We start from the raw sequence: 18,288 nt of genomic DNA on the forward strand, positions 1-18,288 counted from the left end.
ATCTAAAGCGACGATTCCCCGAAAAAACTTTGCAGCTCCGCAATCAGCTGCCGCTCCTGATCATGTTGGCGCGGATAATCAAAATGCCCCGCATCCAATATAAATAACTGTTTATCGCCGGCCCAAGCATTGTAGATTGCAAATTGTCCGGGAGGGGCTACGACCGGATCGAATCGCGCGACGGCACCATGCAAGGGTTGCGATGCATAACGCGCCGAAACAGCCGCATCATAATAGGCTAATGTGTCAAACACATTATGATGAGTTTGACTGTAGGCTTTCAAAGCCGCGGCACTGCCGCTGGTAGGCAAGCTTAAACGCAAAGGTTGGTTGCCGAAGGTGGGCACATTTAAGTGCACTCGCTTGATCCTGGCATCCCAGGGCGCGGCCAGTGCTCCGATTCCGCCACCAAAGCTAATGCCCATGTAGCCGATCTTATCCACGCTTACTGGATAATGCTCAGCCAGAACGGTTACAGCCAACCATAGATCTTCTACGCATCCGCCGATTACATAATGATTAAGATCATCAATGCCTTGCACGACATGTTGATTGGGTTGTTCCGGCAAACGCTCGCAGCGGCTGCGAGATATGCCGCGAAAACAAGGAAAAAGCAAGGCGGCACCCGGTATGTTCAGATGAAAATCGGGTTGCTCTCTGCCGCCGTAACCATGGCCGACCACTATGCTCTGAGTAATGGGGTGCGCATCCGGCTCAAGCAACCAGCCGGCTATCTGAAAATCATCGGTAGACCGATAGCTAATGTCATAAACCCGATAGCCTGCGCGCTGGCATTGGTAATTCAGAGAAAATTGCGGAGAGACCGTTAAGGCTTTTTGATATTTATCCTGCCAAAACCGACAGAAATCGGCAGGCTCTTGCGGTGCGGGAACACTTAACAGATCGTCGAGACTGTAGCCATAGCCAGGATCATAGCTGTAATAATGATCAAATAAGCTCACGGGCTACCGGCCTGATTAAATTCTAGCTAGATCCTGTATTAAGGGTCTATTTAGCAATGGGGCAAAAATTTTAAGCGGCGGACACTGCCGCCACTAGAAAATCATCTAAAGTACAACACCATCCCTAACATGGGAGGGCGTCGCTATTGTTGGTTTACAAGCTATCGTCAATCGACGATTTTGTATTTTTCCCTGGAAGCATCAACCATATCCCGTAACTCCTTTCCCGGTTTAAAATGCGGCACATGCTTTTCTGTTAAGGACACTGAATCGCCGGTCTTGGGGTTACGTCCCAGTCGTGCAGAACGATGGTGTAACGAAAAACTGCCAAAACCTCTAATTTCTATCCTATCGCCACTTGCCAACGTATCGCTCAAGTGATCAACAACGCATCTAACTGCCAATTCAACATCTTTAAGCGCGAGATGAGGCTGTTTTCGTGCCAGCATCTCTATCAATTCTGATTTCGTCACATCCAACCCTGAATAATCAAAAAAGGGTGGCATGAGCTAGTCATGCCACCCTTGGAGATGGTTTTACTACTTGTCCATTTGTTTAAAGATATCGCCTAATGTGGCTGTGCCAGCATTTTGTGACGAGTAATCTTTAATAGCATTAGACTCTTCTTCGACATCTTTCGCTTTGATAGACAAAGAAATAGATTTAGTCTTTTTGTCGACACCGACAAATTTAGCTTCGATTTCTTCGCCTTCTTTCAACAAAGTACGGGCATCTTCGACGCGGTCACGTTGGATTTCGGAAGCGCGCAAGTAACCTTCGACGTTATCGGCCAAGGTTACAACCGCACCTTTAGCATCGATTTCCTTGATGACGCCTTTAACTAAGCTGCCTTTTTCATGCACAGCAATGTAGTTTTGGAAAGGATCTTGTTCGAGTTGTTTGATACCCAAAGAGATACGTTCGCGCTCGGAATCAACAGCCAAGATAACGGTTTCGACTTCGTCACCTTTTTTGTAATTGCGAATCGCTTCTTCGTCGTTCTCATTCCAGGAAATATCGGACATGTGAACCAGGCCGTCGATGCCACCGTCCAAACCAATGAAGATACCGAAATCGGTGATGGATTTGATTTTGCCGCTGATTTTGTCGCCTTTGTTGTGCGTTGCAGCAAATTCATCCCAAGGGTTGGAACGGCATTGTTTCATGCCCAGTGAAATCCGACGACGTTCTTCGTCGATTTCCAGAACCATGACTTCGACTTCGTCGCCCAGTTGTACGACTTTGGATGGATTGACGTTTTTGTTAGTCCAGTCCATTTCGGACACGTGAACCAGGCCTTCAACACCCTCTTCGATTTCCACGAAGCAACCGTAGTCGGTCAGGTTATTGACTTTACCGAACACGCGAGTGCCGGCAGGGTAGCGACGAGCGATGTTTTGCCATGGATCTTCATCCATTTGTTTCATGCCCAACGAGACGCGGGTTTTATCTTTGTCGAATTTCAGGACTTTAACTTTAACTTCCTGACCGATTTCTACGCACTCGGATGGGTGACGGACGCGGCGCCATGCCATGTCGGTGATATGCAGCAGACCGTCGACGCCGCCCAGATCGATAAACGCACCATAGTCGGTGAGGTTTTTAACGATACCGGTAACGATCGCGCCGTCTTGCAGGGTTTTAACCAATTCTTCGCGCTCTGCGCTGTATTCGCTTTCGACGACTGCACGACGTGACAACACGACGTTGTTACGTTTTTGGTCGATTTTGATGACTTTAAATTCCAGATCGCGATTTTCCAGGAAAGCAGTATCGCGGATAGGACGAACGTCTACCAGAGAGCCTGGCAAGAAGGCGCGCAATGCACCGACTGCAACAGTGAAACCGCCACGTACTTTGCCATTGATACGGCCGACGATGGTTTCTTGTGTTTCAAAGGCTTTTTCCAGTTCCGCCCAAGCTTTACTTTTCTTGGCTTTATCACGGGAAAGAAGAGTAGCGCCCAAGCCATCTTCGAATAAATCGAGAGCTACCTCAATTTCGTCACCAACGTTGACCTCTAGGTCGCCGTCGGCATTCAGAAATTGCCATTTCGGAATGACCCCTTCTGATTTGGCTTGCGTGCTGACGATAACAAATTCGTTTTCGATATCAACAACGGTACCAATTAGCATTGCGCCAGGACGCATTTCCGTCTTGGCATAACTCTCTTCAAACAACTCTGCAAAGCTTTCGCCCATCTCTACTTTCCCAAACTTGCTAAGACTCAAGCAAGCTTTCTCTTCTCTGAAATTAAAATAAAGTCATCGACAACAATTCGATAACCACCAATAGCCTTAAGCGACTAAATTTACTACCTGATCAATCACTTGTTGAATAGTCAAACTGGATGAATCGATAAAATGTGCACCTTCCGGTACGGTGAGCGGAGCCGCAGCTCGCTGCTGATCGCGATGATCGCGTTCTTCTATTTCCCGAGTGATTTGGGGAAGATTAGCATCAATCCCCTTTTCAATCAACTGTTTATATCTTCTCAGCGCTCTTTCCTCCGCGCTGGCGGTTAAATAAACCTTGATTTTGGCATCTTGAAACACCACGCTACCCATATCGCGGCCGTCCGCGACCAAGCCTGGAAGTCTTTGAAAATCCTTTTGTTTTTGCAATAACACTGCCCTTACTTCCGGATAAGCTGCAATGACGGACGCAGTATTGCCGGTGGTTTCGGTGCCCAATTGACTGGTAATGTCGATGCCATCAAGCTTAACGATCAACTCGTCGCCGCAATCGAATTCTAACGACATGGCTTCAGCGACTCGGCAAATAGCGGTTACGTCCGATAACTCAAGACCCGATTTTAAAACCGCAACAGCTAACGAACGATAAATCGAGCCGCTGTCCAGATAATTCCAGCCCAAAAGTTTCGCGACGGCGCGGCTGACCGTGCCTTTACCTGCGCCACTGGGACCATCTATCGTCAATACGGGTACTTGCATCTTAAAAACTCGTTAATGCCAAACCCAGTTTGGTAGCCAAATCGCGGAACTCCGGAAATGATGTATTCACGTTCGCACAATCCCTGATGGTGATCGGGCCGTTGGCGCGCAAACCGGCAATCGAAAAGGACATAGCGATACGGTGATCGCCATGCGATTCCACTTCCCCAGTGCCAATATGACCGCCGCCGTTAATCACCATACCATCTTTGGTTGGCTGCGCATCGACACCGAGAATTTGCAAACCGTCAGCCATCACTTGAATCCGGTCGGATTCCTTGACTCGTAATTCTTCGGCGCCAGTCAATACGGTTTGGCCTTCCGCACAAGCAGCGGCCACGAACAAGACTGGAAACTCGTCGATTGCCAGCGGCACCAAATGCTCGGGGATGTTGATGCCTTTCAACTGTGCCGAACGCACACGCAAATCGGCTACGGGTTCACCGCCGACTTCTCTCTCGTTCAATACTTCGATATTCGCCCCCATCAAGCCCAAAATATCGATCACGCCGGTACGTGTCGGATTGATGCCGACGTGACGCAAGGTCACATCCGAATCAGGCGCAATACTGGCACCGACCAGAAAGAACGCCGCCGAGGAAATATCGCTGGGTACATCAATGCGGGCGGCAGTCAATTTGCCTTGATTGGTAATGCAGGCTGTGCTGCCTTCGCGGATGACTGGATAACCAAATCCGTTCAACATCCGCTCGGTATGGTCGCGGGTCGGCGCTGGTTCGGTGACGCTGGTTTCGCCTTCGGCATACATGCCCGCCAACAGTAAACAGGATTTGACCTGAGCGCTGGCGATAGGCATATCGTAATGAATGCCTTGTAATTTTCCGGCCTTGCCTTTGATATGCAGTGGCGCGGTGCCATTTTCCTGGGTAACAATCTCGGCGCCCATCAGCGCCAAAGGTGCGGTCACCCGTTTCATCGGCCGGGATTCCAGCGATTTATCGCCAGTTAAAACAGTATCGAATGGTTGCCCGGCCAGCAAACCCGACAGCAAACGCATCGAAGTACCGGAGTTGCCCAGATACAAAGGTTTCTCGGGTGCTTTCAGGCCATGCTTGCCAACGCCGTGTATCGTCACTTCGCCATTAACAGGCCCTTCGATTTTTACGCCCATGGCCCGAAACGCTTCCAAGGTAGAAATAGCATCTTCCGCATTCAAAAAACCGGTGACGTGCGTGACGCCTTCCGCCAACGAGCCCAGCATGATGGAACGGTGCGACATGGATTTATCGCCCGGCACACGGATTTCGCCGCGCAAACTACCGCCGGGCTGTACTTGAAAAGTAATGGTTTGTGACATGTTAATCTTCTTAGTCTTCTTGTTGATCGAGAAAACGCTGCCGGGCATTTCTGGCATACGTAAAGGTTTCAAACAATTGCGCAGACTTATCCTCAACCAGCAATTGTTCTATTTTGCTTAATTCCGCTTGAAACTGGCGAATCAAGGGCACGATTTCCTGCTTATTGGCCAGACAGATGTCCTGCCACATGGTCGGATCGCTGGAGGCGATACGACTGAAATCCCTGAAACCGCCGGCGGCATATTTGAATATCTCGCGCTGTTCGTCCTTGCGCCCCAATAAACCGACCAAGGCGAAAGCCAAAATATGCGGCAAATGGCTGGTGGCGGCCAGCACGGTATCGTGATGTTCTACCGACATCACCGAAACGCTGGAGCCGATCTTTTCCCAAAATGCATGGATTTTCGCCAGCGCCACCTTATCGGTGCCTTCTAGCGGCGTCAGGATCAGGCGGCGATTGACAAACAAATCGACGGTCGAAGCATCCACACCGCTGCGCTCGGCGCCGGCAATCGGATGCGCAGGCACAAAATTCGTCGGTACGCTGCCGAAGACCGCTTCCAGCGCGGATACCACGCTGCCCTTGGTGCTGCCGGCATCGCTATAAATAGTGTCCGGGTTCCAATAAGGTTTAATTTGTTCGAAGATAGCCCGCATGCTGCCGACCGGCGTCGCGATAATCACGCAATCGGTATTTTCCAGCGCAGCGGCTATGTCAGTGTAAAACTGGTCGATGACACCGAGTTGCTTCGCCAATTGCATATTTGGCAGATTTTTCTCGCGGCCGTAGGCAACGACTTCGCGACATATGCCTTGGGCACGCGCGGCCCTGGCAATAGAACCGCCGATCAAACCGATGCCGATGACGCACAGGCGGTTAAACACCGCTCAGCACCTCGCGCAATGCTTTTATAAATATGGCGTTCTCACGTTCGGTGCCGATGCTGACACGCAGGTGGTTAGGCATTTCGTAATTGGCGACCGGCCGCACGATCACACCCTGGCGCAGCAAGGCCTCGTAAATCGGCAACGCCGGTTGTTTCACATCTACGGAAACAAAATTGCCGGATGAAGGTATCCACGGTAAGTCCAATTCCTTAAAAGCGTTGGTCAATTGCACCATGCCGGCATTGTTAAGAGCCACGGTCTGATTCAGATAATCGGCGTCTCCCAGTGCTGCTTCTGCTGCAGCTAACGCCAACATGCTGCAATTGAAAGGCTGACGGACCCGGTTCAACAAATCGGCGATGTCAGGCGAGGAAATTCCGTAACCGATGCGCAAACCCGCCAAGCCGTAGGCCTTGGAGAACGTACGGGCAATAATCAGATTCGGATAACGATTCGGCCAAGCCAACGATTCGGTTCGCACGGCAGGATCGACAAACTCGTAATAAGCCTCGTCTAAGACGCACAGCACATCGGCCGGCAAATCAGCGATAAAGCTTTCCAGTTCGTTTTTATCCAGCAAAGTACCGGTCGGATTATTGGGATTGGCGATAAACACGACTCGGGTTTTTGGACCGACTTGCGCCCGCATTGCCGCCAAATCATGCCCGTAATTTTTAGCCGGCACCACTTTGGCTTTGGCGCCGACAGCTTGCGTCAGAATCGGATATAACGCGAATGCGTGCTGGGAAAACACTACTTCCAGTTCCGGCATAACGAAAGTCCGCATCACCAATTCCAGAATTTCGCTGGAACCGTTACCCAGGGTAATTTGCTCGGGTGCTACATTTAATTTGGCCGACAATTCGGCTTTCAATGTAAAACCGCTACCGTCGGGGTAGCGGGTTAATTCGGGCAAGGTTGCTTGAATGGCCGCCGCGACTTTGGCGCCGGTGCCCAATGGATTTTCGTTGGAAGCCAGCTTGATGACTTCTGCGATACCCAGCTCGCGCTGCAATTCATCCACCGGTTTACCGGGCACATAAGGCACCAGCTGTTGAACGCCGGCAGTAGCAAGTTCTAAAAATTTGTTCATCGAATTAAAGATTAAATGACGGCTTTTGGATAAGAGCCGAGGATTTTCAACATTTTGACGTTGTTTTGCAGGGCTTCCAGTGCTTTGGCCACGTCGGGATCGTCTCGATGACCATCAATATCGATAAAAAACACGTATTCCCACAAACCCTGCCGCGATGGCCTGGACTCGATATGCGCCATGCTGATGCCGTATTCTGCAAACGGCCCCAAAATCTTATGCAAGGCGCCGGCTTGATTGCCGGTGGACACCAAAATGGATGTTTTATCCAGCCCGGTGGATGCCGGCTGCTGTTTGCCGATGACGATAAAGCGTGTGGTATTGTTGGATTCATCCTCGATGTGTTGCTCGATGATGTTCAACTCATACAATTCGGCCGCCATCAGACCGGCTATCGCCGCTTTATTGTGGTCCAAAGACGCCAGCCTGGCGGCTTCGGCATTACTGCTGACCGCCGTGCAGGGCACACCCGGCAAATAGCTATTCAGCCATTGCCGACACTGCGCCAAGGATTGTTGATGCGAATAGACTTCGTTAATCGCCGCCAACGTGTCCATTTTACCGAGTAGGTTTTGATGCACCCGGATTTCGACTTCGCCGCAAATTTGCAAGGACGTGGTCATAAAACGGTCCAGCGTATGCGCAATTACGCCTTCGGTGGAATTTTCCACAGGCACCACGCCGAATTGACAATGACCGGTTTCCACCGCCAAAAAAATCTCCGGTATTGTCGCCACCGGAATACCCTTCACGGCGTGACCGAAATGTTTGAAGGTTGCTTGCTGGGTAAAGGTGCCAACCGGCCCCAAAAACGCCACTTCCAAGGGTTTTTCCAAAGCCAAACAAGCCGACATCAATTCCCGGAATAGATGCACCGAGGCATCGTCGCTTAACGGGCCCGGATTCAGCTCCTTGATTTTGCGCAACACCTGAGCTTCGCGATCAGCACGGTAAAAACTACCGGTTTCGCCTTCGGCCATTTTGGTTCTGGCTACTTCAATAGCGCACTCCGCCCGCCGATTGATCAACTGCAATATTTGCTGATCAATCGCGTCGATACGTTCGCGCAGCTCCGATAAAGGAATAATCGCCGTCATTTTGGATTGCTTAGTGAGTACGTTCGAACTCGGCCATGAAATCGATCAAGGCATCGACCCCAGCTTCCGGCATGGCGTTGTAAATACTGGCGCGCATGCCTCCGACCGAGCGATGACCCTGCAGGGAACCCAAGCCATTTTTCTCGGCCAGCGTCAAAAACTCTTTATCCAGAGCCGCATCGGCTAACACGAACGGCACGTTCATTCTGGAACGGTATTCCTTGACCACCGGGTTACTGTACAAATTAGACTCATCTATGGCTTGGTATAATCTGGCTGCCTTGGCGATATTACGTTGTTCGATGGCTACAATGCCGCCTTGCTGTTTCAGCCATTGCAACACTAGACCTAGCAAATACCAGTTATAAGTGGCCGGTGTGTTTAACATCGAATCGGCTTTTGCTTGCTGCTGATAATCAAAAACCGCTGGCACGGATTTCGGTGCCAACCCGACCAAATCCTCGCGAACGATGACCACGGTCACGCCGGATGGCCCCATGTTTTTTTGTGTACCGGCGTAAATAATGCCGTAGCGGCTGACATCGACCGGACGCGACAAAATGTTCGAAGACATATCGCACACCAAGGGCAAATCCCCCGCGTCGGGAACTTCGGAAAATTCCACGCCGTGAATGGTTTCGTTGGAGGTGTAGTGCAGATAAGCGGCGTCTTTATCGATATTCCAGGTATCGAGCGCTGGAATAGTAGTAAATTTTTCGGCTTCCGAGGTGGCAGCGAGCTGTACTTCGCAATATTTACCGGCTTCTTTGATGGCGCTGGTAGACCAGGCGCCGGTGTTCACGTAACTGGCCTTGGTTTTGCCGTTGAGAATATTCTGCGGAATCAGCGCGAACTGCGCGCTGGCACCGCCTTGCAGGAACAGCACTTTGTAATTAGCAGGAATACCGAGCAGTTCTATCAAATCATTTTTCATCGCTTCGGCGATGGCCATGAAATGTTTGCCGCGGTGGCTCATTTCCATCACCGACATGCCGCTATCTTGCCAATTCAACATCTCTTGTTGAGCTTGCAGCAGTACCGATTCCGGCAACATGGACGGACCGGCGCTAAAGTTATAAATCCTTGCCATCGTTACTCCTCTTCTCCGCCTTGTTCGGCGCTGTCGGTTTCCACCACATCAACATCGTTTTCGTCAATATCGCCGTCCACATCGTCTTCATCGCCCAGACCATCGATACGATCAACACCAACGACTCTTTCGCCCTTATCCAGACGAATGACGGTAACACCTTGAGTATTTCTGCCGACGATGGAAATTTCCTTAACCCGTGTCCGCACCAGCGTACCGCCGTCAGTGATCAACATGATCTCGTCAGTATCGTTAACCAATACCGCGCCGACTACCGCACCATTCCGCTCGGAGGTTTGAATTGCGATCAAGCCCTGCCCGCCGCGCCTATGCTGGGTAAACTCTTCCAGCTTAGTGCGTTTGCCGTAACCGTTTTCGGTGATATTCAACACCGTGCCTTCGCTGGCGATGATTAAGGATATGACTTTTTGGCCTTCCTGCAGACGGATACCGCGTACGCCGGTAGCGGTCCTGCCCATGGAGCGCACATCGGTTTCGTTGAAACACACCGCTTTGCCATCACTGCTGAACAACAACACGTTTTGCTGCCCGTCTGTAATCGCCACGCCCACTAAAGTGTCGTTTTCATTTAGATCGATAGCGATTTTGCCGTTACTGCGCTGGCGTTCGAACTCGGGCAACGGGGTTTTTTTCACGGTACCCGATGATGTGGCCATGAAAATGTATTTATCCGCACTGTACTCACGGACCGGCAACATCGCATTGATCTTCTCGCCTTCTTCCAGCGGCAACAGATTCACAAACGGCTTGCCGCGCGATGCCCGGCTGGCGACCGGCAGATTAAACACCCGCAACCAATAGACCTTACCCGCGGACGAGAAGCACAGAATCGTATCGTGAGTATTAGCGATGATTAGTTTTTCGACGAAATCGTTTTCCTTCGTTGCAGTCGCCGACTTGCCACGGCCGCCGCGGCGCTGAGCTTTGTAATCGCTGAGCGGCTGGGTTTTCACGTAACCCTCGTGCGACATCGTCACCACCATATCTTCTTCGGTAATCAGGTCTTCAGCGGACAGATTTGAATAATCCTGGACGATTTCGGTGCGGCGGGTATCGCCGTATTGAGTTTTGATCTCTTCCAGCTCTTCGCGGATCACTTCCATCAAACGCACATCGCTACCGAGAATATGCAGATATTCGTCTATCAACTCCAATAGTTGCTTGTATTCGTTGACGATTTTTTCTTGTTCCAAGCCGGTCAAGCGATGCAGACGCAAATCCAAAATAGCTTGCGCCTGATTTTCGGATAAGCGGTAAGAGCCGTCTACCAAGCCAAATTCGATAGACAAATCGTCCGGCCGCGAACGATCCGCATCGGCTCTATCCAGCAAGGCCGCAACCAAACCGGCATTCCAGGTCTGCGCTAGCAAGCCGACTTTGGCTTCTTGCGGGCTGGGCGAGGATTTGATCAGCTCGATCATCTCATCAATGTTGGCCAATGCAACCGCCAAACCTTCGAGGATATGCGCCCTTTCTCGCGCCTTGCGCAGGTTATAAATGGTTCTGCGGGTAACGATCTCCCGCCGGTGGTCTACAAACGCTAAGAGAATGTCTTTCAACCCCATCAAATGCGGCCGACCATCGTACAGAGCAACCATATTGATACCAAATACGGTCTGCATCTGGGTTTGTTTGTACAGATTATTTAGCACCACGTCCGGCACTTCACCACGACGCAGTTCAATCACCATGCGCATGCCGTCCTTGTCGGATTCGTCGCGCAGGCCCGATATACCGTCTAACTTACCTTCTTTAACCAATTCGGCGATTTTTTCCAGCAAGCGGGCTTTGTTGACCTGATACGGTAATTCAGTGGTGATGATAGCTTGGCGACCACTATCGCCAATGTCTTCAAAATGGCTGCGGCCACGCAGATAAATCCGGCCACGACCGGTGGCATACGCTTCAAAAATACCGGAAGCACCATTGATGATCCCTGCGGTCGGAAAATCCGGTCCCGGCACAATTTGCATTAATTCAGGGATGGTCAGATCGGGGTTTTCGATCAAGGCCAGGCAGGCGCTGATAATCTCACCCAGATTATGTGGAGGAATATTAGTGGCCATACCGACCGCGATGCCGGCAGAGCCATTGACTAACAGAGTAGGCACCCGAGTCGGCATCACCGTGGGTTCAGATTCCGATTCGTCGTAGTTGGCAACGAAGTCCACGGTTTCCTTATCCAGGTCCGCGAGTAATTCATGGGCGATTTTCGCCATTCGCACTTCGGTATACCGCATCGCCGCCGGCGAATCACCGTCCACCGAACCGAAGTTGCCTTGACCATCGATTAACATGTAGCGCAAGGAAAACGGCTGCGCCATCCGCACCATGGTGTCGTAAACCGCTGTATCACCATGCGGATGGTATTTACCGATCACGTCACCGACGATACGCGCCGACTTTTTATAAGGTTTGTTCCAGTCGTTTCCGAGCTCGTTCATCGCGTAAAGGACGCGACGGTGCACCGGCTTGAGGCCGTCTCTGACATCGGGAAGCGCCCTGCCGACGATCACGCTCATGGCGTAATCGAGGTAGGATTGTTTCATCTCGTCTTCGAGATTGACGGGGATAATTTCTTTAGCGAAGTCTGACATGGGTCCGTGGTTCCAGTGCAGTCGAAAGCTTATCGATCGACGGGTTAGCCTGAAGCATCAATTCCATTTAAGCATGGCTAACAGGTTTATAAAGCCGTCGATTATAGCAAACGCCACCCTCTGCCGTCAGGCAAAAATCTCGCTCAAAAAGTTTTGCATCGCCTGCCAAGACCGGCGATCAGCAACCGGCTGATAAACGGTACCAAAATCAGGATTATTAGCCACCGGGTTGGTAAAGGCGTGCATCGTATGCCCGTAGCTATGCAACTGCCAGTCCGCACCTGCCTTGGTTAATTCGTCTTGCAAGGCAAGTACTTGCTCAACGGAGGCCATAGGGTCGTCATAGCCATGCAACACCAGTACCTTAGCCTTAATTTGGGGGTTCGGGATATTTTCAGGCGCACTTAGCAATCCATGAAACGACACTACCCCGCGAATATCCACACCGGTCCGCGCCAAATCCAGCGCGCATAAACCACCAAAACAAAAGCCTATCGCCGCAATCTTGGCGTTGTCGGCCCAAGGCATCAGCTTGACTGTGGATAGTGCCGCTTGTAAGCGCTGTTGCAATTTCGCCCTATCTTGTATGAAGGGTTGCATCAATTTGGCGTTTTGTTCCGGCGTCTTACCTAGGACGCCTTTGCCGTACATATCGGTAGCGAACGCCAAGTAACCCAATTCCGCCAACTTGAAGGCCTTGTCAGCCACAAACTGGTCTCGCCCACCCCAAGCATGATGGATCAACACCACCGGTCTCTGACCGCCAATCGCATCGTCGTAAGCAAAAAAACCTTCCAGCACCGTGTCGCGATCCAGGTAACTGACCGTATTCGATATTATTGCCATAAGCTTTTTCCTATCCGGTTAATTAAAGCTCGCCCGTTTGTTGCAATGCCTGCAAAAATCCCGTAGATGCCTCTTCGACCATATCCAGCACCCGCTCAAAACCATAACTGCCACCGTAGTAAGGGTCTGGCACTTCGCGTTGATTCAAGTGCGGTGCATAATCGAGAAAATGGCGAATTTTATGACTCAAATCAATCGGACAGGCTTCTTTTAGTACGGCGTGATTTTCGTCGTCCATGACCAGAATGTGATCGAACGCTTCGAAATCTGCGGACACAACTTTGCGCGCCCGCAGATGTTTCAATTCAATCCCCCTGTCGCGAGCGGCTTTTTGCGCGCGCAGATCGGGCGCATCGCCAACATGGTAGGCATGGGTACCGGCTGAATCTATTTGAAAGCGCTCCGCCAGGTTTCTTGTAGACACTAAATGAGAGAAAACGCCTTCTGCGGTGGGCGATCGACAGATGTTACCCATACACACAAACAAAACCTTGATTTTCCGCATAGTTGTTAAGTTTTTAGAATAGTTGACGCTAAATTGTAAGCTATACTCGGTTGGCATGTCTTCAGGGCAGTACTGGAAAGACAGTTAATACAAGAAATTTAAAGCGTATTTTAGGGGAGTTTCGGATGTTGATGATGAACTGGCATTCTGTAGGGGTAAAGGTGGTTTCTATCACCATGTCGGTGCTAACACTTTTAGGCATAGCCATTTTGGTTGTTTACTCAAGCTTTGAGAAACAAAAGCTGATTGACCGGGAAATCAAAGCCTCGCGGCAACTACTCACTTTGTCCGAATCAATCCGCGACAATGTCGTAAAAAAATGGGAAGCCGGCATCTACACGCCTGAGCAACTCATGCAATTGGTCGAACAAAAAGGTAGCTCTAAAGCCAGAGAACTGGTGATCGCCACCGTACCGACGGCCAATGCCTGGGATGTCATCGAAGCAGAAGCCAAAGAGCACGGCTTTCGTTTCAAAGCACCGTCTCTTAACCCCCGAAACCCCCGGAACGCAGCGGATGACATCGAGCGTCAAGCGCTGGAGTTTTTCAGAAGCAACCCGTCCGCCCAAGACTTCAGCTACGTAGACGAAGAAAAACAGGAAGTCCGCTATTTACGCCCGGTCAAATTAGTCAAACAATGCGAATTGTGCCATGGCGACCCCAAGACGTCGCAAAGTCTCTGGAATAACGAAAAGGGCCAAGATTTACTGGGGTATCCGATGGAAAATCGCCACGCCGGCGACTTGCATGGTGCATTTGAGATCGTCACCCCATTCAGCGTGGCGCTAGCCGAGCTGAAGAATAATACCTTCTACGCTATCGGCTTCTTATGCATAACACTGATCATCATCGGTTTTACCGGCTACTTCACGATGAGCAAAATCATCATCGGTCCGCTGACAGCATTGGCTTTGAAACTGCAGGACATCGGTAGTGGCGAAGGCGACCTGCGGGCTCGCCTGGATGCGAGCGGCAAGTCGGAATTTGCCTGGATTGCATCGAGTTTTAATACCTTCGTGCGCAAAATAGCCAAAACCATCGACCAGATCAGCTCCACCAGCGAAAAACTGGCCAGCTCTTCTCACAAGCTTGCGAATATCACGCAATCGACTCAAGCCGGTGTCGAGCGACAATTGCACGAAACCACGTTGGTGGCTAATGCCATGAAGCAAATGACATCGACGGTGCAAGAAGTCGCCAAAAATGCCGTTAGAGCATCGGAAGCCGCGGAAATCGCCGACCGTGAAGCGTCGTCAGGCAAAAACATCGTGAAAGATGCGGTGCATGGCATCAACAGCTTGGCGTCTGAAGTGGAAAACGCCGCCAATGTGATACACGAACTGGAAAACGACAGTAACAGTATTGGCGAGGTATTAGGCGTGATTCAAGGTATTGCCGAGCAAACCAATTTGCTGGCACTGAACGCCGCCATAGAAGCCGCCAGGGCTGGAGAGCAAGGTCGAGGCTTTGCGGTAGTAGCGGATGAAGTCAGAACCTTGGCCAGCCGTACCCAAAATTCCACTTTGGAAATTCAAAAAACCATCGAACGCTTGCAGGACCGCGCGAAACAGGCCGTGGCCGTGATGGAAAACGGTAGAAGCCGCGCCAACTCCAGCGTAGAGCAAGCCGCATCCGCCGGCGGTTCGATAACCACTATCAGCGAACGTATCGATACCATTAACGATATGAATAATCAGATAGCCAGCGCGGCCGAGGAGCAAACCGCTGTAGCCGAGGAAATCAATCGCAACATCAGCAATATCAGCCGGGTATCCGAAGAGACTTCGATTGGCGCGAAAAATACGGCGGATGCCTGCCACGAATTACTTGACCTGGCGAATCAGTTACGCTCCATGGTTGGAAACTTTAAGACCTAGCGCAAACTCTATCTGCTCGGCCCGGCGTAACCATTATTCAGGGCGCGCCGGGACCATATCCAATGTTAAATTTGTACGGTTTGTTCGCCGAGGCTGGCTATAATTCACTAAGAATAATTACAGTTTCGTAGCTTAAGGATGAAGACATGCCCACAAAAATGAACCAACTGTTCGATGAAATCCACAAAATTCCGCAAGTACCCGAAGTCGTAAGATCCCTCATCAATCAGCTAAACAATCCCAACGCGGATATGCTCGACATAGCCAAAAACGTGGAAAAAGAGCAGGTGATTGTTTTAAAAATCCTGCGTTTGGTCAACTCCGCGCATTTTGGTTTATCCCGTAAAATTGGCTCTATAGATGAAGCCATCACCTTACTGGGCATGAACCAGCTGAAAACCTTGGTGATCGCATCCGGGATTGTCGGTGTGGTACCGCAATTGGATAATTTCGATGTCAAACAAAGCTGGCGGAATAGTTTTCGCACAGCAGGTTATGCAAGATGGTTCGCGGCCCAAGCGGGCCTGGCAGCCGACATCGCCTATACAGCCGGGCTAATCAGCAATCTGGGCAACCTGCTCATTCACATTGGCAGCCCCCGTGAAGCCAACGAAATTGATCAGCATGTAAAAAACGGCAACGTCAGACTTGAAATTGAAAAAAGGCGCTTGGGCTATACCAGCCCGGCAGTCTGCGCGGAGCTTTGCCGTCGCTGGAAATTTGCTGACGAATTGGTCGAAACCATCGAACAATCCGCGGAACCTCTGGCCGCGGACGCGCCAAACAAGTTAGCTTGCGCAGTTTTTCTCGCCCATGCAATCAGCGACTGCCAGGATCAGGGTTTGGATGAAAATCAAATTTTGGCTTCGCTACCCAATCAAGTCACCGCACTTTTAGGCCTATCGGAGCAACTTCTCAAGGAAAAATTGCCGGATGTTCTAGAGGCTAAATCTGAGCTCGACGGCCTTCTGGATTAAGAAACATAATTTTCGATAATCGTTCAGACGAAATTATTTTGCCTGAACGACGGCTAATTTATTCCTTCTCAGCCCCCCCCGCGCCCTAAAACCAACTATCAGCGCGCCGTCATCCCCAAATTGACCGCAATATGAGCAAGCTCTGTGGTAGTGTCAACCTGGAGCTTTTTCTTGATTTGCGTGGCGTAGTTCGCCACAGTTTTATGGCCCAGACACAGCTGATCGGCGATCTTATGCACCGTCAACCCTTGGGCAAGCAAACTAAATACATCGAACTCGCGTGCGGAAAAACCGGCTATTATCGCTTGATAACCGGTGTACTGCTGCTCTTCCCCGCCCCCCTTAACCAAACCGCGCTCGACATACTGTTGGCCAGCCATAATTGCCGCTATCGCTTCGGCAAGAATACCGGGAGCGCTATTTTTGGTGATATAGCCCTGCGCGCCGGCTGCCAATGCCCGGCTGACATAAACTTGTTCATGATGCACACTAAATACTAAAATTCTTGCCTCACTATCGCGCTGAATGATCCGCCGAATCGTTTCCAAACCGCCAATCCCTGGCATGGACAAATCCATCACCAACATATCGGGCTGTAATTCTTGATAAAGCTGAATAGCCTGTTCACCACGCTCGGCTTCGCCAATGACTTCGACACTATCCCCGGCAGCCAACAGCATTTTAAAACCAGCCCGCACTACCAGGTGGTCGTCCACCAACACGATTTTTATCTTGTTATTCATACGAGTGGGATTCGCGCATTAACCAACATACCTGAGCCAGGGCGAGACAACACCTGCAACTCGCCGTCCAGCGACTTGATGCGTTCTTTTATGCCCAGCAAACCAAAGCCTTGAGTGGTAGTCTGCAAATCGCAGCCGCGTCCGTCATCCTGCACTTTAAGTTGCAAACATGCCTGGGGGAGATCCAGCTTATCCAAGTCGATAGTCACGCTATGCGCTTGTGCATGGCGCACCACATTGGTCAAACACTCCTGAATCACCCGAAACACCTGAATAGTCAGATTTTTATCCAAACCGTCCACCGCATCGCTACAGCGAATCGTCAGCCGCAGGTCGGCATTGCGTTCCGACCAATGATTTACCATCTCTTCCAAAGTGGCCTTCAATCCCAACTCGGTCAAGACCAGAGGATGCAATTGCTGCATCATCGAACGCACCACGGTCATTAAGTGATCGCAAATTTCCGCGATTGTCGTGGTTATTTTCGCCGCGTCGGCTTTGCGATGTGCCGCCGTAACGGCCATCACTTTGATTGCCGTCAGGGATTGACCAAATTCGTCATGCAACTCCTGCGACAGACGTTGGCGCTCTTCTTCCTGAATGGCTAGCGAATGCTGTGTCAATGCGCGATTTTCCTGGCGGGTTTTTTCCAATTCAACCGTCATATGATTGATTGCCTTGGCAATATCATCGAATTCCTGCGTGGAAAATGGCGGCAATTGTTGCCGATATTGGCCGGTTTCGATCAGGCGCAAGGCGTCCACGATGACCGCAATCGATTGCAAAGACTTATTAAATACCAGATTAACCGCTAGAAAAGTCAACATAGTCAACAAGGAAATCGACGCAAAAAACGCCACGCTTTCCTGCCAGACTTCGGTGATTTCATCGAGCGGCTGAGCCTGAATAATCAGCGTCAATAACTTGCCGTCCTGCATGTTCAGCTGATGCTCGACTTTGGGATAGTCGCCCTTCACCAAGCGGATAAACCAACTAGGCGGCATTTCTTCGGGATTGGTCGGTTGATTTTCGCCGGCGAAATGGATTAACTGTCCGTCCGGCTTTTGCAATTGAATGCTCAAATGCCGCGTTTGCCGCAAGGCGCTGAAGCGGGATAAATCGTCGCTTTGTTGAAATACCGGCGTATCGGTGATGCCCAAGGTGATCAGCTGCAAGGCCAGATGAATCGAGGCATCCACCTCCTTCTCGACCGCTTGGCGGGCTTGCCAGACCGCAATCGCCCCGCCCAATACCAAAATACAAACCGAAGACAGCAGGATGCGACAGATAATCTGGTAGCGAAGGCTCATGACATGGAG

General features: G+C 50.7%; 16 protein-coding genes. 2 read left to right on the forward strand and 14 right to left on the reverse strand.

The window, feature by feature from the left end:
* Window positions 1–2: 2 nt before the first annotated feature.
* The 12 genes from ACWAU0_RS21165 to ACWAU0_RS21220 all read right to left on the reverse strand — a co-directional run bounded on the left by ACWAU0_RS21165 (window position 3) and on the right by ACWAU0_RS21220 (window position 13,372).
* Complete coding sequence (locus tag ACWAU0_RS21165; protein ID WP_458137840.1) at window positions 3–962, reverse strand: acetylxylan esterase; 960 nt, start codon at window positions 960–962, stop codon at window positions 3–5.
* 167 nt (window positions 963–1,129) lie between these two features.
* Window positions 1,130–1,435: an integration host factor subunit beta gene (locus tag ACWAU0_RS21170; protein ID WP_084153381.1), complete on the reverse strand. Its 306-nt coding sequence runs from the start codon at window positions 1,433–1,435 to the stop codon at window positions 1,130–1,132.
* Between the two features lie 66 nt (window positions 1,436–1,501).
* Window positions 1,502–3,163, reverse strand: a complete 1,662-nt coding sequence (gene rpsA, locus ACWAU0_RS21175) for a 30S ribosomal protein S1 (RefSeq protein WP_033158077.1) — start codon at window positions 3,161–3,163, stop codon at window positions 1,502–1,504.
* 96 nt (window positions 3,164–3,259) lie between these two features.
* Complete coding sequence (gene cmk, locus ACWAU0_RS21180; protein WP_458137841.1) at window positions 3,260–3,916, reverse strand: (d)CMP kinase; 657 nt, start codon at window positions 3,914–3,916, stop codon at window positions 3,260–3,262.
* Between the two features lies 1 nt (window position 3,917).
* Window positions 3,918–5,234, reverse strand: a complete 1,317-nt coding sequence (gene aroA, locus ACWAU0_RS21185; protein ID WP_458137842.1) for a 3-phosphoshikimate 1-carboxyvinyltransferase — start codon at window positions 5,232–5,234, stop codon at window positions 3,918–3,920.
* Between the two features lie 10 nt (window positions 5,235–5,244).
* Window positions 5,245–6,120 (reverse strand): prephenate dehydrogenase, encoded by an 876-nt coding sequence (locus tag ACWAU0_RS21190; protein ID WP_458137843.1) that lies wholly within the window; start codon window positions 6,118–6,120, stop codon window positions 5,245–5,247.
* Window positions 6,113–7,216 (reverse strand): histidinol-phosphate transaminase, encoded by a 1,104-nt coding sequence (gene hisC / locus ACWAU0_RS21195; protein WP_458137844.1) that lies wholly within the window; start codon window positions 7,214–7,216, stop codon window positions 6,113–6,115. The genes ACWAU0_RS21190 and hisC overlap by 8 nt, the downstream gene beginning before the upstream one ends.
* Before the next feature lie 11 nt (window positions 7,217–7,227).
* Window positions 7,228–8,313 (reverse strand): prephenate dehydratase, encoded by a 1,086-nt coding sequence (pheA, locus tag ACWAU0_RS21200; RefSeq protein ID WP_458137845.1) that lies wholly within the window; start codon window positions 8,311–8,313, stop codon window positions 7,228–7,230.
* Window positions 8,314–8,323: 10 nt separating this feature from the next.
* Entirely contained in the window at window positions 8,324–9,403 is a 1,080-nt protein-coding gene (serC, locus tag ACWAU0_RS21205) for a 3-phosphoserine/phosphohydroxythreonine transaminase (RefSeq protein WP_458137846.1), read from the reverse strand.
* 2 nt (window positions 9,404–9,405) lie between these two features.
* A complete protein-coding gene (gene gyrA, locus ACWAU0_RS21210) occupies window positions 9,406–12,021 on the reverse strand; it encodes a DNA gyrase subunit A (protein WP_458137847.1) in 2,616 nt (871 codons plus the stop codon).
* Between the two features lie 126 nt (window positions 12,022–12,147).
* On the reverse strand, window positions 12,148–12,867 hold the full coding sequence (locus tag ACWAU0_RS21215) for a dienelactone hydrolase family protein (RefSeq protein ID WP_458137848.1): 720 nt from the start codon (window positions 12,865–12,867) through the stop codon (window positions 12,148–12,150).
* Window positions 12,868–12,889: 22 nt separating this feature from the next.
* Window positions 12,890–13,372, reverse strand: coding sequence for a low molecular weight protein-tyrosine-phosphatase (locus ACWAU0_RS21220; protein ID WP_458137849.1), 483 nt, complete (start codon window positions 13,370–13,372; stop codon window positions 12,890–12,892).
* Between the two features lie 125 nt (window positions 13,373–13,497).
* On the opposite strand from ACWAU0_RS21220, the gene ACWAU0_RS21225 reads away from it, so the two are divergent.
* Entirely contained in the window at window positions 13,498–15,249 is a 1,752-nt protein-coding gene (locus ACWAU0_RS21225) for a methyl-accepting chemotaxis protein (RefSeq protein WP_033158087.1), read from the forward strand.
* A 146-nt stretch (window positions 15,250–15,395) separates the two neighbouring features.
* Entirely contained in the window at window positions 15,396–16,226 is an 831-nt protein-coding gene (locus ACWAU0_RS21230) for an HDOD domain-containing protein (protein ID WP_458137850.1), read from the forward strand.
* Window positions 16,227–16,324: 98 nt separating this feature from the next.
* On the opposite strand, the gene ACWAU0_RS21235 is transcribed toward ACWAU0_RS21230, so the two are convergent.
* A complete protein-coding gene (locus tag ACWAU0_RS21235) occupies window positions 16,325–16,969 on the reverse strand; it encodes a response regulator transcription factor (RefSeq protein WP_458137851.1) in 645 nt (214 codons plus the stop codon).
* Window positions 16,966–18,279 (reverse strand): histidine kinase, encoded by a 1,314-nt coding sequence (locus tag ACWAU0_RS21240; RefSeq protein WP_458137852.1) that lies wholly within the window; start codon window positions 18,277–18,279, stop codon window positions 16,966–16,968. Before ACWAU0_RS21240 ends, ACWAU0_RS21235 begins: the two co-directional genes overlap by 4 nt.
* Window positions 18,280–18,288 lie beyond the last annotated feature (9 nt).

The organism is Methylomonas sp. Uni0009 (assembly GCF_054188105.3).